This window comes from Micavibrio aeruginosavorus EPB (assembly GCF_000348745.1).
In the GTDB taxonomy this organism is placed as follows: domain Bacteria; phylum Pseudomonadota; class Alphaproteobacteria; order Micavibrionales; family Micavibrionaceae; genus Micavibrio; species Micavibrio aeruginosavorus_A.
The window spans coordinates 1080661-1101079 of record NC_020812.1 but is presented as its reverse complement, the minus strand read 5'-3'; the positions used below and the strand labels follow the sequence as shown (position 1 = coordinate 1101079).

22 protein-coding genes are annotated in these 20419 nt (G+C 55.0%); 13 read left to right on the top strand and 9 right to left on the bottom strand.

Annotated features, from left to right (window positions below; translation table 11 throughout):
• Positions 1-8 precede the first annotated feature (8 nt).
• Positions 9-776 carry a GNAT family N-acetyltransferase gene (locus A11S_RS05115; RefSeq protein WP_015467433.1) on the top strand — a complete coding sequence of 256 codons (768 nt, stop codon included), beginning with the start codon at positions 9-11 and terminating at the stop codon, positions 774-776.
• 102 nt (positions 777-878) lie between these two features.
• Positions 879-2633: an acyl-CoA dehydrogenase family protein gene (locus A11S_RS05110; protein WP_015467432.1), complete on the top strand. Its 1755-nt coding sequence runs from the start codon at positions 879-881 to the stop codon at positions 2631-2633.
• Here the strand turns inward: A11S_RS05110 and A11S_RS05105 are convergent.
• Entirely contained in the window at positions 2630-3265 is a 636-nt protein-coding gene (locus tag A11S_RS05105; protein ID WP_015467431.1) for a 2,3-bisphosphoglycerate-dependent phosphoglycerate mutase, read from the bottom strand. The two genes, A11S_RS05110 and A11S_RS05105, sit on opposite strands and share 4 nt — an antisense overlap.
• 126 nt (positions 3266-3391) lie before the next feature.
• Between A11S_RS05105 and A11S_RS05100 the strand changes: the two genes are divergently transcribed.
• From A11S_RS05100 to mscL, 4 genes are all read left to right on the top strand, one after another.
• Positions 3392-4771 (top strand): hypothetical protein, encoded by a 1380-nt coding sequence (locus A11S_RS05100; protein WP_015467430.1) that lies wholly within the window; start codon positions 3392-3394, stop codon positions 4769-4771.
• Positions 4772-5059: 288 nt separating this feature from the next.
• A complete protein-coding gene (gene pnp, locus A11S_RS05095) occupies positions 5060-7207 on the top strand; it encodes a polyribonucleotide nucleotidyltransferase (RefSeq protein WP_015467428.1) in 2148 nt (715 codons plus the stop codon).
• A gap of 89 nt (positions 7208-7296) precedes the next feature.
• The gene (locus tag A11S_RS05090) at positions 7297-8046 is read left to right on the top strand and encodes a glycerophosphoryl diester phosphodiesterase (RefSeq protein ID WP_015467427.1); all 750 of its coding nucleotides are present in this window, start codon (positions 7297-7299) and stop codon (positions 8044-8046) included.
• Positions 8047-8110: 64 nt separating this feature from the next.
• Complete coding sequence (mscL, locus tag A11S_RS05085) at positions 8111-8512, top strand: large-conductance mechanosensitive channel protein MscL (RefSeq protein ID WP_015467426.1); 402 nt, start codon at positions 8111-8113, stop codon at positions 8510-8512.
• 55 nt (positions 8513-8567) lie between these two features.
• Here the strand turns inward: mscL and A11S_RS05080 are convergent, their stop codons facing one another.
• Genes A11S_RS05080 through fabA form a run of 3 tightly spaced genes read right to left on the bottom strand, consistent with a single transcriptional unit; the run spans position 8568 to position 11197 of the window.
• A complete protein-coding gene (locus A11S_RS05080) occupies positions 8568-9410 on the bottom strand; it encodes an enoyl-ACP reductase FabI (RefSeq protein ID WP_015467425.1) in 843 nt (280 codons plus the stop codon).
• Between the two features lie 15 nt (positions 9411-9425).
• Positions 9426-10670 (bottom strand): beta-ketoacyl-ACP synthase I, encoded by a 1245-nt coding sequence (gene fabB, locus A11S_RS05075; protein ID WP_015467424.1) that lies wholly within the window; start codon positions 10668-10670, stop codon positions 9426-9428.
• A 5-nt stretch (positions 10671-10675) separates the two neighbouring features.
• The gene (gene fabA / locus A11S_RS05070; protein WP_041802485.1) at positions 10676-11197 is read right to left on the bottom strand and encodes a 3-hydroxyacyl-[acyl-carrier-protein] dehydratase FabA; all 522 of its coding nucleotides are present in this window, start codon (positions 11195-11197) and stop codon (positions 10676-10678) included.
• Between the two features lie 148 nt (positions 11198-11345).
• On the opposite strand from fabA, the gene A11S_RS05065 reads away from it, so the two are divergent.
• Positions 11346-11753 carry a hypothetical protein gene (locus A11S_RS05065; RefSeq protein WP_015467422.1) on the top strand — a complete coding sequence of 136 codons (408 nt, stop codon included), beginning with the start codon at positions 11346-11348 and terminating at the stop codon, positions 11751-11753.
• 15 nt (positions 11754-11768) lie between these two features.
• Here A11S_RS05065 and A11S_RS05060 read toward each other — a convergent pair whose 3' ends face one another.
• Entirely contained in the window at positions 11769-12761 is a 993-nt protein-coding gene (locus A11S_RS05060; RefSeq protein ID WP_015467421.1) for a hypothetical protein, read from the bottom strand.
• A gap of 131 nt (positions 12762-12892) precedes the next feature.
• Positions 12893-13411, bottom strand: coding sequence for an SH3 domain-containing protein (locus A11S_RS05055; protein WP_041802983.1), 519 nt, complete (start codon positions 13409-13411; stop codon positions 12893-12895).
• 103 nt (positions 13412-13514) lie between these two features.
• On the opposite strand from A11S_RS05055, the gene dusA reads away from it, so the two are divergent.
• From dusA to A11S_RS05030, 6 genes are all read left to right on the top strand, one after another.
• Positions 13515-14519, top strand: a complete 1005-nt coding sequence (gene dusA / locus A11S_RS05050) for a tRNA dihydrouridine(20/20a) synthase DusA (protein WP_015467419.1) — start codon at positions 13515-13517, stop codon at positions 14517-14519.
• A 183-nt stretch (positions 14520-14702) separates the two neighbouring features.
• Positions 14703-15317 (top strand): hypothetical protein, encoded by a 615-nt coding sequence (locus A11S_RS05045; RefSeq protein WP_015467418.1) that lies wholly within the window; start codon positions 14703-14705, stop codon positions 15315-15317.
• Between the two features lie 27 nt (positions 15318-15344).
• On the top strand, positions 15345-15932 hold the full coding sequence (locus A11S_RS05040) for a hypothetical protein (RefSeq protein WP_015467417.1): 588 nt from the start codon (positions 15345-15347) through the stop codon (positions 15930-15932).
• A gap of 14 nt (positions 15933-15946) precedes the next feature.
• Entirely contained in the window at positions 15947-16114 is a 168-nt protein-coding gene (locus tag A11S_RS11990; protein ID WP_015467416.1) for a hypothetical protein, read from the top strand.
• Between the two features lie 141 nt (positions 16115-16255).
• Complete coding sequence (locus A11S_RS05035; protein WP_015467415.1) at positions 16256-18862, top strand: ankyrin repeat domain-containing protein; 2607 nt, start codon at positions 16256-16258, stop codon at positions 18860-18862.
• Positions 18859-19050, top strand: a complete 192-nt coding sequence (locus A11S_RS05030; RefSeq protein ID WP_148285107.1) for a hypothetical protein — start codon at positions 18859-18861, stop codon at positions 19048-19050. The genes A11S_RS05035 and A11S_RS05030 overlap by 4 nt, the downstream gene beginning before the upstream one ends.
• 122 nt (positions 19051-19172) lie before the next feature.
• On the opposite strand, the gene A11S_RS05025 is transcribed toward A11S_RS05030, so the two are convergent.
• The 3 genes from A11S_RS05025 to A11S_RS05015 are packed head-to-tail and all read right to left on the bottom strand — an operon-like array spanning position 19173 to position 20418.
• Positions 19173-19541, bottom strand: a complete 369-nt coding sequence (locus tag A11S_RS05025) for a HesB/IscA family protein (RefSeq protein ID WP_015467413.1) — start codon at positions 19539-19541, stop codon at positions 19173-19175.
• Complete coding sequence (locus A11S_RS05020) at positions 19541-19933, bottom strand: iron-sulfur cluster assembly protein (protein WP_015467412.1); 393 nt, start codon at positions 19931-19933, stop codon at positions 19541-19543. Before A11S_RS05020 ends, A11S_RS05025 begins: the two co-directional genes overlap by 1 nt.
• Before the next feature lie 29 nt (positions 19934-19962).
• Positions 19963-20418 carry a hypothetical protein gene (locus A11S_RS05015; RefSeq protein WP_235068260.1) on the bottom strand — a complete coding sequence of 152 codons (456 nt, stop codon included), beginning with the start codon at positions 20416-20418 and terminating at the stop codon, positions 19963-19965.
• Between the last annotated feature and the right edge of the window lies 1 nt (position 20419).

Below are 20419 nucleotides of genomic sequence, written 5' to 3'. Positions count from 1 at the left end.
ACAAAACAATGTCGGTACCAGCATTTAAAAAAATCAAAACCCCGTTCAACGATTGCGCAATCCTACACGAAGGCAGCATGCGGAATGGCAGCCCGTACAGCGTTATCCAACTGGATAAAACGCACCTGTCGGACATCATCGCCCTGCATACCAAAGCCATTGAAATGCTGAGCGCGGAAGAAAAGGCTTTCATGTTGCCCAAACCGGCATCATTCTTCGTTGACCATTTCAACCGGAACCATGGCAACACGGTTTTGGGCGTTCTGCACAATGGCAAATTGGTTGGTGAATCGATTGTTTTGAACCCCTCCATTGAACACCCAAAGACCGGCATGGTTGACATGGCCCCCGTTGGCGCACCGGACAGCATCACCCTGATACAGGGTGTCACGGTCTTGCCCAGCTATCGGAACAACGGCCTGATGCATGGCATGGTCAAAGCCTGGCTGAATTACGGCATCAAAGCCGACAAGGGCCACGCGCTGGCCGAAGTGGATGTTAAAAATATCGCCAGCTGGGCCACCTTTCTGGACCATGGCATGGAAATCTCCAGCATTGGGCTGGACCCCTCCGATGGCACCGTTGTGTACAACGTCCACGAAACCATCCCGAATATTCAGAAAAAACGGCTGACCCAGGCCTTTAATGCGGTTGCCCCGGGATGCAAAACCTGCCCCATCCACGACATCGAAACCCAGAAATCCATGCTGGATCAAGGCTATGTCATCAGCGGCTGGCAAAAATCGACCAAGGAAATGATCCTGCGGCCCGTTTAAAACCGGGTTGCATTCCCCTGCCTATCCATGAAGAATAACGCCATATTTGATCAATAAGACCCCGGAAAGGGGCTATAATGGATAGGCAGAGAGGTGGTCGTCATGGCATCCAACACCATGCCCCCGGTTGTGCGGGGTTTGAATTTTTATGCGCTGGATCAGAACGTAAAATATTTCCTGGAACGTACGAACCCGCAAATGCTGAAACGCCAGAATGGCCGCCTGACCGATCTGGGCGCATGGGTTGGCAACGAACTGGATGTGCAAGCGGAATATAGCGACCGCCACGCCCCGCCGAAGCTGGCGCATGACATCATCCCCGCCGGAAAACCCGGCGAACGCACGGGCCGCGTCGTGTTCAACCCGGCCTATGAAGACGCACAGATCGAAATTTACCGCCGCGGCGTGATCGGCCTCGCCTTTCAGGACAAAAATCCGGAACCGCACAGCCTGTCCTTCGTCATGGGCTACCTGCTGTCGCAAACGGATATTTCCACCCACTGCCCCGTCACCATGACCGGAGCCGTTGCGTATGTGGTGAACAAATACGGCAGTGACGATGTAAAAAAACGCTTCCTGCATGAATCCACGCGGATGGATGGGCTGGCCAAAACCGGCGGCACATGGGCCACGGAAAAACACAGCGGCAGCGACGTGGCCAACACCACAACAACCGCGCGCAAGCATTTTGACGGGTCATACCGCCTGAATGGGCAGAAATGGTTTGCGTCCAACGCCTCCTCCGGCCTCGCCGTGGCCACGGCCCGCGCCGAGGGCACAACGGGGGCCAAGGGGCTAGGCCTGTATCTGGTGCCCAGCCATGTTGACAAGGACTGGACCAAGCCCAATTCCTATCACGTGACCAAACTGAAGGAAAAACTCGGCACGCGGGCACTGGCCACGGCGGAATTGTTGCTGGACGATACGTATGCCGTCGAACTGGTCCCGCCGCCGCATGGCTTGCGCGTGATGATGGAGGCCCTTGGTTACAGCCGCGTCCACAACGCCATGTCCGCCGCTGGTGTCGCGCATCGCGCCTTGCTGGAGGTGCGATGCTGGATGGATAACCGCGAAACATTCGGCAAAGCCCTGTCCGACCGCCCGATGAACCAGAAACACATGATCGGGATGAGCGTGGATTGGATGGCGGCCTGCGCCCTCGCCTTCGAAGCGGCACACAGTTTTGATGTATCACAGGGCAACGACCCCACCGCGCATAGCTGGATGCGTATGGTCACGGCCATTGCCAAATACCGCACCGCCGATCTGGCCGTAAAATCCGCCAACACCGCCGTACAAATGGTCGGTGGCAATGGGTATACCGCCGATTGGCCGACCGAACGGCTGATGCGTGATGCGTTGGTTTTGCAAGTGTGGGAAGGCCCGCGCCAAATTCAGGCACTGGAATTGACCCGCGTAATCCTGGGCCCGGAAAAGGGCGCGGAAAGCTTCATCAAAAACCTGAACGCCCTTGCCAAAGCCCTGCCGTCAGAGATGAAAACCGAACGGGCCTTGCTGAAACGCAAAAGCGCCGAGATTGCGGGCATGATGGGCGATCTGGTCAAAAATCCGCAAACGGCAGAATTTGTCGCGGATGACATTCTGGATGCGGCCGCCGATATTCTGACCTATGCCTTGATGGCGCGCGATGCCGCGTGGGAAATGAAACATCACAACGACAGCACGAAAACGCTGGCCCTGCAAAAACTGGCCGAAACGATGTTCAGCCAGGTTAAGCAAGCGGGTTACAATGTTGACACGCTGGCCGATGATTTCAACCGCCTTGTGCGCGGCGTTGTTTCGCCCGCCCCAACACCGGTCAAGAAAACCGGACCAAACGGGCCAGCGCCGAATTAAGCGGCCAACGCGTCTTTCAACGCATAACGACGCAGGATTTTGCCGTTCTCCAGTTCAAATACCAACGGCACGCCCGTTTCCATTTCGGCGGCGTTGATGGTGTCCGGCGTTTCGGCGCCCAGAACGATCAGGATACCGCGCAATGAATTGCCGTGGGCGGCAATCAGGACGTTTTTCCCGCCATCGACCAACGGCTTAATGTTTGCCGTATAATAAGGGCGCACGCGGTTTTCGACGACGTCCTGCAACGACTCCCCACCCGGCGGGTTCACGTCATAAGACCGACGCCAGATATGCACCTGTTCATCGCCGAATTTGGCGCGGGTTTCATCCTTGTTCAATCCGGTCAGATCGCCGTAATCGCGTTCGCGCAGATCGTCGTGACGGATCATGGTGTTTAACAAATCGGCCTGCCCCGCATTCTCCAGCGCAATTTCCGCCGTGTGATAAGCGCGTTGCAGCGTACTGGTGAACACCTGATCAAATTTGATCCCGGCGGATTTCAGACGCAGGCCCGCCTGACGCGCCTCTTCCCGGCCCAGATCACTCAGGTCGATATCATGAAATCCGGTAAAACGATTTTCCAAGTTCCATTGGCTTTGACCGTGGCGGAGCAAGACGAGCGTGTTCATGTGTTATCCCCTTATCTGGCGAGAAAAATCAGGAAAATCAAAGAGATGTCATAAAACCATGACATGGTGGCCATTTTTATATAACACTTTTGGTCCAAATCATAAAAAGAATACAGGGAGCGTACAATGCAGCCATCATCCAAGGCTTTGAAAAGCCTGCGCCGAACCTTGGGCAGCATGTCGATTGTTTTCATGGCGGCCGCCGGATTTGGCCCGGAAGCGGCCGATGCCGATACGCGCCCATCCGGCACAACAACCCTGACCACCATTTTGGATGACATTCAGGATCAGGCCAACGCCTACGCAAAAACGCAATCCCGCCTGCCCCAGGTTTTGATTATCAACAACGACTACGTCAGACTTCAAACCCGCAGCGAACCGATCCCTTATGAACGACGCCTGTTTTATTACATGCAGAGCATTGTGCCGGGTCTGCCACATAAGAAATTTTCGTCGATCCGTCTGGGCATGGGATCAAGTTACGGCCCAACCAGCCTGAACCCGCAGGCCTTCCATCTGGACGACCACAAAAAATGCGCCGTGATTGCAGAGAATGCAGATTTGTCGTCGCAGAGCCTGGTCGAAAAATGGATTGGTGAGGCCGGTAAATACCGCCTGAAACCCACCATTAATCCCGGCCCATACGCGATGATGAAGCGCAGCGTCTGGCATGAAGTGTGGCACTGCCTGGATCCGGAATTTGTTATTGAGCGCAAGAAAATCCACAAAGACGCCGCGTTTGAACGCGCGCTGGCCATCCATCAATCCGAAATGTTTGCCGACGTTGCCGCCACATTGACCATGGCCGCACAGGGCGACCAAGCCATCATGCAACAGACAGCAGACATCCGCGCCGTCAGTTCACGGTGGAAAGCACCGGAAATGATGTCGATTTATCGCCGTGAATCCGATGCGGAATTTTACACGGCGGCCATTTATTACACGACGCCGGGGCATGACGCCGCGATGGCCCATATTCGTTCCGTCGGGTCCAAGACGCTGAAATCCTACACCCTCAACGACATTGGCCGCATTGCCGCGGACATTACCCGCAAGCATGCCTTGAAGCCTGATGAGATCAACGCAATGGTTGCCTATTTGGGCACGGGCAAAGGATCCTCCGCCTTCGTCAATCAATACAAGGCCCGCACCGAACAGGCCAAAGCCCGCGTCACGGTTGAAACCCGGGAGCGCGTTATCGCACGCCCGGACAATGTTCCGCCGTCGATTGACGATATTTTGAACAAGACATCAAAAACAGAAAAACAGGCCATTCATAACGCCTTTGCCCGATCAATCGCCGAAGCCGCAAAACATGGACAGGTTCCGTTGCAAGGTGTGATGAACCAACTCGAAACGTGGCGTCATGCCCTGCACACTGATGACAAGCCGCGCCCGGATCTGGAACGCAAGTTGTATATTGGTGGTCTTATGCTCGGTCAGGGGATGCTGGATTCGCTGATCCGGGGCAAAAATACCGCCGCCGCGCCCCAACCGCGCCCATAATTGCCATATCCCCCGCCAAAAGGTGTAAATGGCGGGGGTTTTGGGCCAAAAACCCTTGTTTTTCTTTGACTTCCCACGCCCCCCATGGCATTAAAAGGCTCAGTTGGCGCAAGGTCCGGAGGCGGCGTGCGGTCGACTGTAAAGCACAGGTTATCCCACCCCGTCGGACCCCCTGTTTTTTATTGTCCACCGAACCCCTCCCCCGCGCAAAAATTGCGTCTTTCTGCAAACACGCCGTATCAGCAAGGGCTGGTATGGCGCACGAAGTCTAAACAAAAGGAACGTTGAATGTTTAATATCTACCGTAAAGAATTCGAACTGGGCGGCAAAAAAGTCGTTCTCGAAACCGGCAAAATCGCCCGTCAAGCTGACGGTGCCGTGATGGCCACCATGGGCGGCACGACCGTTCTGTGCACCGTTGTTGGCGCACGCAGCTTGCGCGAAGGCCAGGATTTCTTCCCCCTGTCCGTTCACTATCAGGAAAAAGCATACGCCGCCGGTAAAATCCCGGGTGGCTTCTTCAAACGCGAAGGCCGCCCGAGCGAGAAGGAAGTGCTGGTTAGCCGCCTGATCGACCGTCCGGTGCGCCCGCTGTTCCCGGAAGGCTTCCTGAACGAAGTTCAGGTTATCGCCACCGTGGTTGCACACGACATGGAAAACGATCCGGATATCGTCGCAATGATCGGCGTTTCCGCTGCTCTGACCATTTCCGGTATCCCGTTCATGGGCCCGATTGGCGCCGCACGCGTTGGCTACGTTAACGGCCAATACGTTCTGAACCCGACCTTGTCCGAACGCACGAACTCTGTTCTGGATCTGGTTGTGGCCGGTACCGCCGAAGGCGTTCTGATGGTTGAATCCGAAGCCCAGGAACTGTCCGAAGAAGTCATGCTCGGCGCGGTTATGTTCGGCTGGAACAGCTTCCAGACCGTCATTAAAAACATTATCGGCCTGGCCGAAATGTGCGCGAAAGAGCCTTGGGATGTGCCCGTTGCCCGCCCGGAAGTGGTCGAAATGACCAAAGCCATGAAGGCAAAATTCGAAGCTCCGCTGTCCAAGGCCTATCTGGAGCCGATCAAGCAAACCCGTTATGAACTGGTTGGCGAACTGAAGAAACAAGCCGTTGAGGAATTTGTTTCCGAAGAGAAAAACCTGTCCAAGGAAACCGTCGCCGCCGCGTTCAAAACGTTGGAAGCCGACGTGGTCCGTGGCCGCATCCTGAAAGAAGGCATGCGTATCGATGGCCGTGACACGAAAACCATTCGTCCGATCGTGGCCGAAGTTGGTGTTCTGCCGCGCGCACACGGTTCCGCACTGTTCACCCGCGGCGAAACCCAGGCACTGGTCGTCACCACGCTGGGCACCGGTCAGGACGAGCAGATCATGGACGCGCTGGAAGGCGAATACAAACAACGTTTCATGCTGCACTACAACTTCCCGCCCTATTCCGTTGGTGAAGCCGGCCGCATGAGCAGCCCGGGCCGCCGCGAAATCGGTCACGGTAAACTGGCATGGCGCGCAATCAACCCGCTGCTGCCGAAGGCTGAGGAATTCCCGTACACCGTTCGTAACGTGTCGGAAATTACCGAATCCAACGGTTCATCCTCCATGGCGTCCGTTTGCGGTTCGTCCCTGGCGATGATGGATGCGGGTGTTCCGCTGGCACGCCCGATCGCGGGTATTGCCATGGGCCTGATTAAAGAAGGCTCTGACTTCGCTGTTCTGTCCGACATTCTGGGTGATGAAGATCACCTGGGCGACATGGACTTCAAAGTGGCCGGTACGGAAAAGGGCGTCACCGCCCTGCAGATGGACATCAAGATCACCTCGATCACCGAGGAAATCATGACCATCGCCGTGAAACAGGCCCGCGAAGGCCGCCTGCACATCCTGGGCGAAATGGCCAAGGCATTGACCAGCGCACGGACCGAAATGTCCGAATACGCACCGCAAATCGTAACGTTGACCGTACCGAAAGAGAAAATTCGCGAAGTCATCGGCACGGGCGGTAAAGTCATCCGTGAAATCGTTGAAAAAACCGGCACGAAAATCGACATCGAAGACGATGGCACGATTAAAGTGGCCGCGTCCGACGCGAAAGCCATCGAAGAAGCCGTACGCATTATCCGCGGCATCACCGATGACCCGGAAGTTGGCGCGATCTATGACGGCAAAGTTGTGAAGACCACCGATTTCGGTGCCTTCGTCAACTTCATGCCGGGCAAAGATGGTTTGGTTCACATTTCCGAACTGGCCACCCAACGCGTTGCCGCCACCACCGACGTGGTGAAAGAAGGCGACATGGTTAAGGTTCTGCTGATCGGTTTCGACGATCGCGGCAAAATCAAATTGTCCATGAAACGCGTTGACCAACAAACCGGCGAACAAATCGCAATCGAAGAGCGCAAACCGCGCGGCGAACGCGAAGCTGGTTAAGTGTTGACCAATAAATGATTGAAAATTGGATGATTGGTTTACCCCGGTCATCCAATTTTCTTTATCCCTTCTGATACACAGGACACATCATGGCGTTGAAAATCCCGAAGATCATCGGTCACCGTGGCGCGTGCGGATATGCGCCGGAAAATACGATTGAATCCATCCTGACCGCGGCCGAAATGGGCGTGGAATGGGTTGAGCTGGATGTCATGCTGACCAAGGACAATGTTCCGGTCATTTTCCATGACGATCAATTGGACCGCACCACCAATGGTTTTGGGAATGTTGCCGACGCCACATGGGCCGATTTGCAGCAGCTTGAGGCCGGAAGCTGGTTCGGTGAAAGCTTTGCCGGGGCAAAAATCCCGTCGCTGGAAGATGCGCTGGATGTAATCATCCAAAAGAATCTCGGCCTGAACCTCGAAATCAAACCGACGCCGGGGCGCGAGAAGGAAACAGCGGAAGTGGCGCTGGATGTTCTCTCCCGCATCTGGGACGATCATTCCCGTTTGCTGATTTCCAGCTTCCAACTGGTCAGTTTGGAAACGGCGCAGGAAATGGCACCGGATTGGTATCGCGGCCTCCTCCTCTGGCATGATGACCTCCCACCCAACTGGGCTGACATTGCCGATTATCTGGATGTTGTGTCCGTGAACATCAGCCAGCAATTGGCCACGCGCGAAATGGTCGAAGAAATCATCGACATGGAAAAAGCCGTGATGGTCTACACCGTCAACGATGCACAAGAAGCCCGCAAGTTGCGCGGTTGGGGCGTGGATACCGTGTTTACCGATGTGCCGGACGTTATTCGCGAAGCCATGTTTCACGTTCACTAAATCTTGAACCTGCATGATTCGACAGCTACAGATTGAACAAGATCATTTACAAGGAGCATAACCCATGAAAATCATTAATGAATTCCGCGAATTCGCCATGCGCGGCAACGTCATCGACCTGGCCGTCGGTATCGTTATCGGGACCGCATTTGGGTCCATCACCAATTCCCTGGTGAAGGACGTTATTATGCCGCCGATCGGCGTTATTCTGGGCAAGGTTGATTTCAGCAAACTGAGCTGGACCATGATCGAAGCCACTGACAATGCCGCCGCCGTAACGCTGAACTACGGCCTGTTCATTCAGTCCGTTGTAAACTTTGTTATCGTGGCCTGGGCCATGTTTATGATCATTAAGGTGATGAACACACTGAAGCGCAAACAGGAAGCCGGTGCCGCCGATGCTCCGCCGCCGCCGAAACAGGAAGTGTTACTGGAAGAAATTCGCGACCTGCTGAAAAACAAATAATAAAAAAGCCCGCCAATCGGCGGGCTTTTTCTTTGATCATTGATTCTTTTAAACCTTACTCTTTCGCGTTCCCGCCCATCACGGCCAGAACTTCGTTCAGGTTTTGCGGCATGCCCAAAGCATTGAAACCACAATCAACGTAGTGGACTTCACCCGTTACCGCACCGCCCAGATCGGACAGCAGGTACAGGCCCGTGCCGCCCAGCTCTTCCAACTCAACGCCACGGCGCAACGGCGCGGTCATGTTGTTGTACTTGAACGTGGTGCGGGCGGAGCCGATGGCGGAACCAGCCAATGTGCGCATCGGGCCAGCCGACACAGCATTCACGCGGATGCCTTCCGGGCCCAGATCGGCGGCCAGATAGCGTACGGATGCTTCCAACGCGGCCTTGGCCACGCCCATCACGTTGTAATTCGGCATCACTTTTTCCGCCCCGTAATAGGACAGCGTAATGGCCGAACCACCTTTCCGCATCATCGGCGCCGCACGGCGCATAACCGAGGTGAAGGAGTAGCAGGAGATGTGCATCGTGTTCAGGAAGTTTTCCAAGGACGTATCCAGATAACGCCCCTTCAATTCTTCCTTGTTCGAATAGGCCACGGCATGCACGACAAAATCCAGACCGTCCCAGACTTTGCCCAAACCGGCACAGACGGCATCAATTTCACTTTCCTGCGTTACATCACAGCCCAGCAAAATATCGGACCCGACAGATTTCGCCAAAGGCTCTACCCGTTTCTTCAGTGAATCGCCCTGATAGGTAAAAGCCAGATCGGCCCCGTGTTCATACAGGGTTTTGGCAATGCCCCACGCGATCGAGTGATCATTGGCCACGCCCATGATCAGACCGCGTTTTCCGGCCATAATGTTGGATTTAGAACCTTTTTCCAGTGTCATAACGCTACCCTGCCCCTAGTCTTTCAAACGCGAGAAAGCCAGCGTGCAGTTCGTACCGCCAAAGCCGAAGCTGTTAGACAGGACAGTTTCATGCTGTACGTTTTCACGGCATTCGCGGACGATATCAACATCCGCTGCACCCTCATCCAACTCTTCGATGTTGATCGAAGGACAGATGAAATTATTGTTCATCATCAAAATGGAATACAACGCTTCCTGCGCTCCGGTTCCACCCAGCGAATGGCCCGTCATCGATTTGGTCGAGCTGATCGCCGGAACCTTCTCACCACGCGCACCGAAAACTTCGCGGATCGCGTTCAATTCGGTGATGTCACCAACCGGCGTGCTGGTTCCGTGGCTGTTGATATAGGTAATAGGCCCATCGACCGTTTCCAATGCCAGCTTCATGCAACGCAATGCGCCTTCACCGCTCGGCGCGACCATGTCGGCACCGTCGGACGTGGCGCCATAGCCCGTCAATTCGCAGTAAATCTTCGCACCGCGGGCCTTGGCATGCTCCAGTTCTTCCAGAACCAGAACCGCACCACCGCCGGCAATCACAAAACCATCGCGGTTTTTGTCATAGGCGCGGGACGCGGTTGCGGCACGGTCGTTATATTTGGACGACATCGCACCCATGGCATCGAACAGGACAGACATGGTCCAATCCAGTTCCTCGGCACCACCGGCGAACATAATGTCCTGCTTGCCCCACTGAATCATCTCGGCCGCATTACCGATGCAATGCGCAGAGGTCGAGCACGCGGACGAAATGGAGTAGTTCACGCCCTTGATTTCAAAATTGGTCGCAGCGGTCGCCGATGTGGTGGACCCCATGCAACGCGTCACCATATACGGCCCCACACGTTTCGGTGCGGAATTGCGCGCGATATCGGCCGATTCAACCTGGTTCCGGCCAGACGCCCCGCCCGACCCGACGATAATGCCGGTGCGCGGGTTGCTGATCATCTCCTTGGTCAGACCGGAATCGGCAATCGCCTGTTCCATCGACAAATGCACATAGCCCGCGGCATCGCCCATAAAGCGGCGCAGCTTGCGGTCGATCAATGCTTCAAAATCGACCTCGGGCTTGCCCCACACCTGGCTGCGGAAACCACGATCGGCGTAATCTTGCGAAAACGTAATACCGGATTTACCAGCCTTCAAGGATTCCAGAACTTCCGTTGTGGAATTACCGATGCAGGAAATGACGCCCAGGCCGGTCACGACCACGCGGCGTTGCGTAATTGTTTTGCTCATGTTTTTTACAAAGATTTGGGGTTATCGAACAAACCGACTTTCAAATCGGTCGCTTCATAGATCACCTTGCCGTCCACGGATACGGTACCATCACCAATCCCCAGAACCAGCTTGCGGTTGATCACACGTTTCAGGTTGATTTCATAGGACACCAGTTTGGCTTCCGGCAGAACCTGACCCGTGAATTTCAATTCGCCCAGGCCCAGCGCCCGGCCAGAACCCGGCGCGCCGGTCCAACCCAGATAGAAGCCCAGCAATTGCCACATGGCATCCAGACCAAGGCAGCCCGGCATCACCGGATCGCCCAGGAAGTGACATTGGAAGAACCACAGATCCGGATTCACATCCAGCTCGGCCTTGATGATCCCCTTACCATGCGCGCCACCATCGATGGACACTTCGGTAATACGGTCGAACATCAACATCGGCGGGGCCGGCAGTTTCGCATTGCCAGGACCGAAAAGTTCACCCTTGCCACAAGCGATCAGGTCGTCGTAGCTGTAGCTTGATTTTTGTACATTAGACATTGGTTGTTTTTCTGCTGTTTGAGTCATGGGCCCTTTTTTACGATGGATCAGCCCCCCCGTCTAGACGGAATCCAGCCACAACCCACAATTTGACATAACTTATAAGTCTGGGTAAACCCCCCCCAGATCATCGCCACAGGAGGCCACCATGGAATTTATATCCTCAATGAAAAACACCACAGCCGCCTTCCTGCTGGCCAGCGCCGCGACCTTTGGCCTGAACGCCCCAGAGGCCGAAGCCGCCCCGTCCCAGAGCGACCGCATGGAAAGCTGCGTTAAACAGACATTGAACCGCGTCGCCAATCCGTCCCCTGGCCTGATCGCCAGCGCGGAAAAAGCCTGTGAACGCCAATTACAGGTCCAGGACCACAAAAACGGCACCGGCGATGCCCCGGCGCCAGGCAAAGCCCCGACCGCCAGCGAACGCAAGGCGGGTCAGGAGCATTTGAAAAACCGTGTTGAAGAAATCTGCGCGAATGGCGGAAAACTGGCCAACGGTCAGGATATGAGCGCCATGTGCCAACGCATGGAAATGCGCAAACGGCTGAACCGCTAACGATTCGCCCCTCACTTACATCGACATAATCGCGTACTGGGTGCACACCGTCTTGTATGTTTCGGTCATGGCCGCCATGGCCAATGGCTTGGCAATCACAGGCTCGACCTCTGGACGATCCCCACCCGCGGCCACGGCCAGCATGCGGCCTGTGGCCTTGGCACTGGCCACCGCCTGATCCATCAGATTATGCATCCGGATCACCCGGAAGAAATCCCGGGCCAACGGCTCCAATGACGCAATCAATTCATACGGCGCATCCAGCGGGCGGTCATTGGCCGCCAGCCCGAAACGCCAGTCACTGCCCGCAGGCAGGCCCAGACGAACGGCTTCCTGTGTCATCACACAGGTTAATCGGTCCAAATGTTCGGGCAGGTCCGCCCCCCGGAAGGCGGTTTGCTGATAGGCGTTCAAAGACAAGGCCAAAGCCCGGCCCGATACGGCGGACAGACCGGAAATGCTCTCCGGCAGGCTCCAGCCCTCCAGCCCAATCTTCTGCTCAATCACGATGTCGCAGAGCTCCTGCGCCGCAATTTCATACCCCAGGCAACGGTTGGTGCACTCGATCAACAGGCGGAACAGATCGCGACGGTGTTGCCCCTCTTCCTCCATTGCCATGAACATCTGCTGGCAGACGAACAACAGGACGTCCTGGAACTCATAGGCGCAATGCAGCCAGTCCTCGAACATACGGCGGGTCAGCTCACGCCCCTGCTCGGCCCGGAAATCAATGATATAGGCCGGCGGCAGGGCCAGATCGGAAACCGGACCTTCCTGCGGCTCACAGCCGAGCATGGTGGCCAGATGGTCGTACATCGCCTCCACCCCACGGTCGGATTCATCGAACAACAGGGTAAATTCAACAATCGCCCCGGCCATCATCTGAATCAGGCGCATGCCATCAACGCCCCGGCCATTATGGTCACGGCATTTGGACACCAGCGCATGGACAAACTGGCCCGTAAAAGCCGCCTTGTCCGTCAGAATGGATGCAGAATCAAAGGTCATTGGGTACTTCAGAGCGAGAGAATCGAGAGGGAATCAGAGCGTACGACGAATCGGATGAACCGCCGCAACCCTGTGAAAAACTTTGTGGATCAGTCTGTGGATAGGGTGTGGATAACCCCACATAAGGAAGGTTAGTCGAACTCTTCGGTGGCGTAAATACCCCAAAGTGATTTTCTTTCGGCCCACCCTTCGTAGCCGCCAGCGGTGACTTTACACCATGCTTTTTTGCATTCGCTGGCCGTTGCAATTACGCCGGGCTGGAGCCGCGCGATGGTGCGGGAATTTTCACTGTCTTGTGAACGGATTGCGACCGATTCTTCACCCAAAATAATAACATTGCGGCGGCTGGACAGCAGAGATTTGTGCAGCCACCCCTCATCACCATCCCGGTCGCGAATTTTACGCCAGACATCAAATTCTTGAACAATTTCAACCGGCAATCCGCGTTTCTTGTAAATCCACTTTATCGGATACCGCGTCGCCGGCCCAGCGCGCACATGCGCCTCTTCCGCAGCCAGAGACACGAAACGCGGCAACGCCAAGCCCGTGGCGTTAAAGCGCGGCTCCTCATCCTTGGCAAACGACACCCCGGCCCCGCCCGCAAACACGGCCAGCCCCAGAGAAAGAATGAGAATACGCAAACAGATCATCATGATGGATAAGGAAAATACACGCTCGGCGATGCAGATCAATAGTTTTTGCAAACAGCGCAAAGATTGACATAAACGGCAGTTTTCTGTACCTCTCCCGCTCATGTATCACGTGAAACAAACACCTGAAATCTCTGTCGCCCCGATGCTGGATTGGACTGACCGGCATTGCCGGGTGTTTTTGCGCTTGATCGCGCCGCATGTGCGCCTGTACACGGAAATGGTCACGACCGGGGCCATTATCTTTGGCGACCGGGACCGTTACCTGGCTTTCAGCCCCGCCGAACACCCCGTCGCCCTGCAACTGGGCGGATCGGACCCCGCCCATCTGGGCCAGTGCGCCGCGATTGGCGCCGATTACGGGTATGATGAAATCAACCTGAATTGTGGGTGCCCCAGCGACCGGGTGCAGAACGGTGCATTCGGGGCCTGCCTGATGAAGGATCCGGGGCGCGTTGGTGACTGCGTATCCCACATGATCAACACCGCGCAAAATACTGAAATAACAGTGAAATGCCGCATTGGTGTCGATGAGTGCGTGGACGAAGAATTTCTGCACACCTTCGTCCAATCCATTCACGAGGCCGGATGCCGTAAGGTCATCATCCACGCCCGTAAAGCCTGGCTAAAAGGCCTCAGCCCGAAAGAAAACCGGGAAATCCCCCCGCTGCGCTATGACATTGCCGCCGGGATTAAAACCGCGTTTCCGGATATGCGGGTGATCGTGAATGGCGGGATCAAAACCCTGACCGAAACCCAAACCCATCTGGATACTTTTGACGGGGTGATGATCGGGCGCGAAGCGTACCAGAACCCCTGGATGCTGACCGAGATTGAACAGGCTTTGTACGGCCATACGACCACAGCCAGCCGGGCCGACATCGCCCGGGCCATGATCCCGTATATCGAGGACCGCCGCGCCACCGGCACCCCGGTGAAATCCATCACCCGCCATATGCTGGGTCTGTACCAAGGCCAGCGCGGTGGCCGGGTCTGGCGCCGCATCCTGTCCACCGAGGCCCATTTGCCGGGTACGACCGGAGCCATTATCGAAACCGCCCTCGCCGCCGTGGATCAAGCGGTCGGGCCGGAATGGATTGCGGCGTAACGGCCAGCGTCACCCCGGCGAAAGCCGGGGTCTTCCAGACAGAATGGAAAAAGATCCCGGCTTTCGCCGGGATGGCGCACGAAGAATAGATTTTTTGGTATGGCCCAGCCCCATTTGACGGTATAGTTGTGGCGCATTTTTATGGGCGGGGCACAACCCACCGCCCAACAGGGAATTTAAAGCATGCAATGGCACCGTCTGGACCGCGACCGCACCATCGCCATGATCGACAGCGTGAAAACCGCTGGCGATTCCGGGTTGTTTGCGCCGACGACCAGCGAAGCCAAATGCCACAAGCTGTCTTTCTACCGCAATCTGTTGCTCTATCGCCTGACCAACTATGCGTCCCTGCCGTCCTTCTCGTTTGACTATCTGGGCGATGGAAAGACCTATTTCTATCTCGACGGATCGGTCATGCCGATTTATGCGGCGAATGATGCGGGGCATTTGTTCCTCGATACATCGAATGTGATGGATTACCTCACCTTCTTCTTCGAACATGTTTCCGGCCCGGACGGCGATATTTTCGTGATCGACCGCATGCAGGATCACCCCGCGCTGGACGCCTTGTCCGGCGATCAGGTGGCCGCCATTGCCGTCCACCACCAGCCGCCCGAAATCAACGCCAATATCGCGGGCGACTTCACAATTAAAACGTCGATGGTCTATCTGGGCACACTGGTGCGGGCCGTTATCACCGTCGATAAACGCGGCCGCGTCAATGTTCTGGACACCCAGATGCTGATGTCTTCATCCATCAGCACATCCGGGTACAGCGCCGGCGACATGGCGCGTTAGAAACGTTATTGAGAGGGATACACGATCATGGCTTCGACATCTGATTCCCCGTTTGGCAAGTTGCAGGGGGCCTTTGGCACCGGACAGGCCCAATCCACAGAAATTGATTACAGCCACCCCCAGGCCGATAAATTGCGTCATGCCGCCGAAACCACGCTGGAACGGTCGGCCGCCGGGTTGAAACTGGTGCGCTGGGCCTATCAAAACAACATTCAAATCAAGGTGTTACGCCACAAATCGGGCCAGGCCTTCAGCCCCGAAAACCGCGCCGTATATCTTGGAATATCAAGCGATATCAATACGATAAGCCCGGCCCATGTGCTGGAACTGGGCGGCGCCCTGCGCCAGGCGCAGCAGCAGATGACCGGCCACGGCACCCCGACGGCGGATATGGACCCCGTCGCCTTCGAAGCCCAATATCACGCCAAAATGCTTGACATAATCGTCACAATGTGTAAAATTGCCCAAGAGCTTGAAGCTGTGGGCAATGGGTCGGAATTTATTGACTCCCTCAAATCCTTCGGGCACGGTGATATATACGAGGCATACATATCCAACGGACCGGGCGACCACCTGACAGATGTGTATTTCGATAACCTCGAAAAACAAAAATAAGAGGGGACTACAACATGAAAAACGATCTGAATGCACTGCAGGCCTTCCTGAACGTTCAAGCCGCTGTTAAGAAAAGCGACGAAGTTCGCGCCGCGACGAAACGTTTGGTTCCGCAAATTTCCGCCTCTTGCGACGGCTTCATGCCGATGGCTTTCGTGGGCTTGAACCTGGACAACAACTAAGACGTTGCCCATACAGATCGAATAACAAGAAGCCCCCAACGGGGGCTTTTTTGTTGTCCCCCCTCCCGCCATTCAAAAAGTTTGACCACACTTAAATATTATGACAATAGTTCTCGCTTGGGATTGTCAAAGGCGCGGAGCATGGACGAAAAGCAAACCCCGATCGAGATCACAAATGCGCTGGCCGTGATCGCGGCCCTGCGCACGAACGCGCCGGACCGGAACGATCTTGACGCCCTGGCCAAAGCCCTGCCCCCGCTAGCGCAACGGCTGGCGCGGAATGAAATGGACGCGTCGATTGAAACGCTCCGCACCCACGCGGATCAGGGGGTGGATCATGTGCGTGACCTGTATGAATCGCTTGGCGCGCCACCGAAAAACCAGAAACAAAAAACATACGAAGACATTGTCAAATCCTTCCCCTTGCCGATCGAACAGAAATTTATTGACGCCGCCCAAAACGGCGATATGGACCGCGTTCAATCCATCATTCAAAAAGGCAGCATTGATTTCACCGCCGATGATCGGGTTTGTTACGGAACCGCTCTGATCCATGCCGCATCAAACGGGCATATTGATATCGTTCGATTGTTGATCGCGCATGACGCCGCGATCGACAGTATCAATGAATCCGCCCTGCGATGCGCGGCGGCGAAGAGCCGCATTGACATCGTCCGACTGCTGATTGAACGCGGAGTTAACATACACGCTAACAATGGCGCGGCACTGCGCCATGCGGCCGAAAATGGCCAGATCGATATTCTCCGACTGCTTATCAAACATGGGGCCGATATCACTGCTAACGATAGTTGGGCCCTGCGAGAGGCTGCAGCAAACGGTCATATCAAAATTGCCCGTTTGCTTGTCAAACGCGGGGCCGATATCAACACAAAAGACAGTTGGGCCTTGCGGCTGGCGATAAAAAATGGCCACATCGCCATTGTCAAGCTGTTGATAAAACACAACGCCAACATCAGTGATGAAGTCCTGTTGACCGCTGCGGAAAATGGCAACATCAGAATTGTCCGATTGCTCCTCAAGCATAATACCGACATCCACGCCAACCATGATATGGCCCTGCGGGCGGCTGCGATAAATGGCCGCATCGATATTTTCAAACTACTGATAAAACACAACGCCAACATCAGTGATGCAATCCTGTCAACGGCCGCGGCAAGTGGCCATATCAATATTGTTCGGCTCATCATCAAACAAAAAAGCCATCTCACCAAACACATAGGCCATACTGCTAACAATGATTGCGAACTGACGCGGGAATGGACGACAAGAAGCGGCCTAGAGTGGGCCGCAAGTAACGGCCACACAAACATCGTCCGCTTACTTATCAAACACGGAGTCATCCCCCACACCAACGATGATTGGGCACTGCGCGCTGCTGCGGGAAATGGCCATACCGCCATTGTTAAACTGCTGATAAAACACAAAGCCAATATCCACGCCAAAAATGACGAGGCCCTGCGGGTGGCCGTTGAACATGGCCATATCGATGTTATCAAACTCCTCATCAAACATGGGGCCGATGTTCGGGCGAACAGCGATGCGGCTTTGCGGTTCGCGTCCGTGAAGGGCCGGGCGGATATTGTGGAATTGTTGATTAAACACGGTGCCAATGTCCATGCAGAAAATGAGGAAGCCCTGCGCGTTTCTGCCACAGCCGATGTGACCCGAATCCTGATCGAAAACGGGGCCGATTTTCATACCAATAACGAATCCCCCTTACGCCTTGCCGTTCGAAAAAGAAATGCGGATATTATAAAATTATTGATCGCGCACGGGGCCCGCACCGAATGCTTGCTACAAGAGACACAGGAACAGATTCAGGGCGTAATGCGGTGGGGCAATATTCATGGATACGCGACCATTCCCACATCCATCACCGCAAAAGATCCAACCCTGATAAAACGATCCGTATTGGATACCGTTGCCGCAATCCTGGTGCAAGAGGGTTATCCCGAAAATATGGCTTACCCCTATGCGTATAACGCCGCCGCCTTGTTTGGTACGGAATCACGCATCCTGCAATATCTGGAAAAATGGGGCGCACATGGCAATCAACCTTTGCACAATGTCATCCAGATGATTTCAATTCCTTCGCCAAAGGCGATCGGAGATGGCCAAAGTCTGGATTTAAAATCATGGGGCGATGCGGTTTTGCAATGCGGGCCGGAGATGGCGAAATTTGTAAAATTTTCCCACCGCCTGCCCCGTCCGGCACAGGATCGATCGGGGCGGTTCTGGTCCCTGAAAAATACGAAAGAAATTATCGCCGATTATGCGTATAAAAATGCGCACAAAAACCCGGAATTATCCCTCATCGCTCTGGATTGCGCATGGGATGATGAAGATTTTGATGCGGCGTTAAAAACCATCAAAAAATATCAAAAGACATACGCCGCCAACGACAACAAAAAACCCGCCGATGCCATACCGGATATTACGATCGATGGCGCAGCCTTCGGCAAAGATGGGTTTACGTTCCACCGCCTGCCTGATGGGGATATACGCGGATTGGCGTTGGGGGCCTTTACCGCCTGTTGCCAGCATATTGGCGGAGCGGTGAGGGCCGTGAATGCGCGCAACACGGTTTCCTCTCGCCCAAGGCCGCGTTTTACGTTGTCACCAACAACAAAACCGATCAGATCGTTGCCCAAAGCTGGGCGTGGCGTGGAAAGAAAGGCGAGCTGGTCCTCGATTCCCTGGAATATCTGCCCAGCCAGATGGATGTGAAGCAATGGAAAAAACTATGCGCGACCTTTGCCAAGGCCGCGCACAAGGCGGGAATTGCGAAAATACATCTTGGGGCAGGCGGAAACACGCCAAACAATATGGGATTTGCAGCCGCGCACCCCCCTGCCAAACCCGCCGATTACAACAAATACCGGGATTCAGAAGAACAATACGTTATTACGGGATAAGGGCACGCATTCTGCCTTCCCCGCACCTTCTCTGTTTGTTATCCCGAACGAAAGTGAGGGATCTCACCTTTTTCAAGAGGAGATCCCTCACTTTCGTTCGGGATGACAATTGAGACAGCCCCTTACCCCGGCGCGCGTTTGCCCGGGTCGATGGTGAAGGATTCGCCGCAGCCACAGCGGCCGGTTTCGTTCGGGTTGTTGAAGGTGAAGCCGGATTGCATGTCGCCATCTTCGTAATCAATCGTCATGCCGAACAGCATCCATGAATGGATTTTTGGAATGAACAACACTGCGCCGTCGCGTTCAAAGCGGTCATCGGCGGCGGATTGTTCCATCACGTGTTCCATTTTGTAACTGTTCCCGGAACAGCCCGTGGATTTGATGGTCAGGCGCAGACCCACCGCGCCGTCTTTCAACGCGGTTTTGGATTTGATCGCCGTTACGGCCCCATCGGTCAGGATAATCGGATCGTTCGCCATGGTCTTATTCATCACGTAAACATATTCAGTTGCAGTTTCGCCGTTTCCGCCATGAAAGACGGGTCCCAGGTCGGGTCCCAGACGATTTCAACATCGACATTGCCGATGCCATCAACCGGGAAGATCGCGCCCTGGACCATGCCGGGCATTTCCTGAGCCACCGGGCACCCCGGTGATGTCAGGGACATTTCCACGAACACGTCGGCCTTGCCGTCCAGCCCGTCGCGGATATCGACTTTGTAGATCAGGCCGAGTTCGTAAATATTCACCGGGATTTCGGGGTCATAGACCGCGCGCAGGTTTTTGACGATTTGCGGCCACAGCGGATGGTCGCGCGTTGCTTCGACGTTTGGCGGCTCGGCCAACTCGTCAAACCCATTATCGCCCAGGGCGTTTCGCAACATGCTTTCATCGGCTACTGGCTTCGTCAAACTCATCTGAATTCACATTCTTGTATCATGGTGATGGACGCTTGCGTTTCGTCCGCTTTACTCAGTTGCGGCCCCTTGTGGCTGGCCGCTGCCGCGCTCTTGAACACCCATTGGGCCGTGTGGTCGTAAATACATTCACAATTCACGTAGCCTTCCATGTGTTTGGACAGATCGTCCTCACAAAACCGGACCACTGGTTCCTTCATATGGGCGTCCATGCACGGTTTCATAGTGTCATAGGTGAAATTATCATCAATTTTCTTTTCCGCCAGACACCCACAAAAACCGGCTTTATCCACCCCGTCCAGCAACGGGTTGCTTTCGCCTTCTTTTTCATACCCCGATATGCAGTTATTGACGAACCTTTCTGTGCTTTTCACCGGACTGGAAAACGTTGAAACAGCTAAGAAAGTACCGACTGCCCCGCCGACAGCCGCCGAAAATTTCAGTATCCCCATA

What these genes read in the sequence shown, in the direction of transcription:
- A11S_RS05115 (WP_015467433.1), top strand. Translation starts at nt 9, where the DNA reads ATGTCGGTACCAGCATTTAAAAAAATCAAAACCCCGTTCAACGATTGC.
- A11S_RS05110 (WP_015467432.1), top strand. Translation starts at nt 879, where the DNA reads ATGGCATCCAACACCATGCCCCCGGTTGTGCGGGGTTTGAATTTTTAT.
- A11S_RS05105 (WP_015467431.1), bottom strand. Translation starts at nt 3,265, where the DNA reads ATGAACACGCTCGTCTTGCTCCGCCACGGTCAAAGCCAATGGAACTTG.
- A11S_RS05100 (WP_015467430.1), top strand. Translation starts at nt 3,392, where the DNA reads ATGCAGCCATCATCCAAGGCTTTGAAAAGCCTGCGCCGAACCTTGGGC.
- pnp (WP_015467428.1), top strand. Translation starts at nt 5,060, where the DNA reads ATGTTTAATATCTACCGTAAAGAATTCGAACTGGGCGGCAAAAAAGTC.
- A11S_RS05090 (WP_015467427.1), top strand. Translation starts at nt 7,297, where the DNA reads ATGGCGTTGAAAATCCCGAAGATCATCGGTCACCGTGGCGCGTGCGGA.
- mscL (WP_015467426.1), top strand. Translation starts at nt 8,111, where the DNA reads ATGAAAATCATTAATGAATTCCGCGAATTCGCCATGCGCGGCAACGTC.
- A11S_RS05080 (WP_015467425.1), bottom strand. Translation starts at nt 9,410, where the DNA reads ATGACACTGGAAAAAGGTTCTAAATCCAACATTATGGCCGGAAAACGC.
- fabB (WP_015467424.1), bottom strand. Translation starts at nt 10,670, where the DNA reads ATGAGCAAAACAATTACGCAACGCCGCGTGGTCGTGACCGGCCTGGGC.
- fabA (WP_041802485.1), bottom strand. Translation starts at nt 11,197, where the DNA reads ATGTCTAATGTACAAAAATCAAGCTACAGCTACGACGACCTGATCGCT.
- A11S_RS05065 (WP_015467422.1), top strand. Translation starts at nt 11,346, where the DNA reads ATGGAATTTATATCCTCAATGAAAAACACCACAGCCGCCTTCCTGCTG.
- A11S_RS05060 (WP_015467421.1), bottom strand. Translation starts at nt 12,761, where the DNA reads ATGACCTTTGATTCTGCATCCATTCTGACGGACAAGGCGGCTTTTACG.
- A11S_RS05055 (WP_041802983.1), bottom strand. Translation starts at nt 13,411, where the DNA reads ATGATCTGTTTGCGTATTCTCATTCTTTCTCTGGGGCTGGCCGTGTTT.
- dusA (WP_015467419.1), top strand. Translation starts at nt 13,515, where the DNA reads ATGTATCACGTGAAACAAACACCTGAAATCTCTGTCGCCCCGATGCTG.
- A11S_RS05045 (WP_015467418.1), top strand. Translation starts at nt 14,703, where the DNA reads ATGCAATGGCACCGTCTGGACCGCGACCGCACCATCGCCATGATCGAC.
- A11S_RS05040 (WP_015467417.1), top strand. Translation starts at nt 15,345, where the DNA reads ATGGCTTCGACATCTGATTCCCCGTTTGGCAAGTTGCAGGGGGCCTTT.
- A11S_RS11990 (WP_015467416.1), top strand. Translation starts at nt 15,947, where the DNA reads ATGAAAAACGATCTGAATGCACTGCAGGCCTTCCTGAACGTTCAAGCC.
- A11S_RS05035 (WP_015467415.1), top strand. Translation starts at nt 16,256, where the DNA reads ATGGACGAAAAGCAAACCCCGATCGAGATCACAAATGCGCTGGCCGTG.
- A11S_RS05025 (WP_015467413.1), bottom strand. Translation starts at nt 19,541, where the DNA reads ATGAATAAGACCATGGCGAACGATCCGATTATCCTGACCGATGGGGCC.
- A11S_RS05020 (WP_015467412.1), bottom strand. Translation starts at nt 19,933, where the DNA reads ATGTTGCGAAACGCCCTGGGCGATAATGGGTTTGACGAGTTGGCCGAG.
- A11S_RS05015 (WP_235068260.1), bottom strand. Translation starts at nt 20,418, where the DNA reads ATGGGGATACTGAAATTTTCGGCGGCTGTCGGCGGGGCAGTCGGTACT.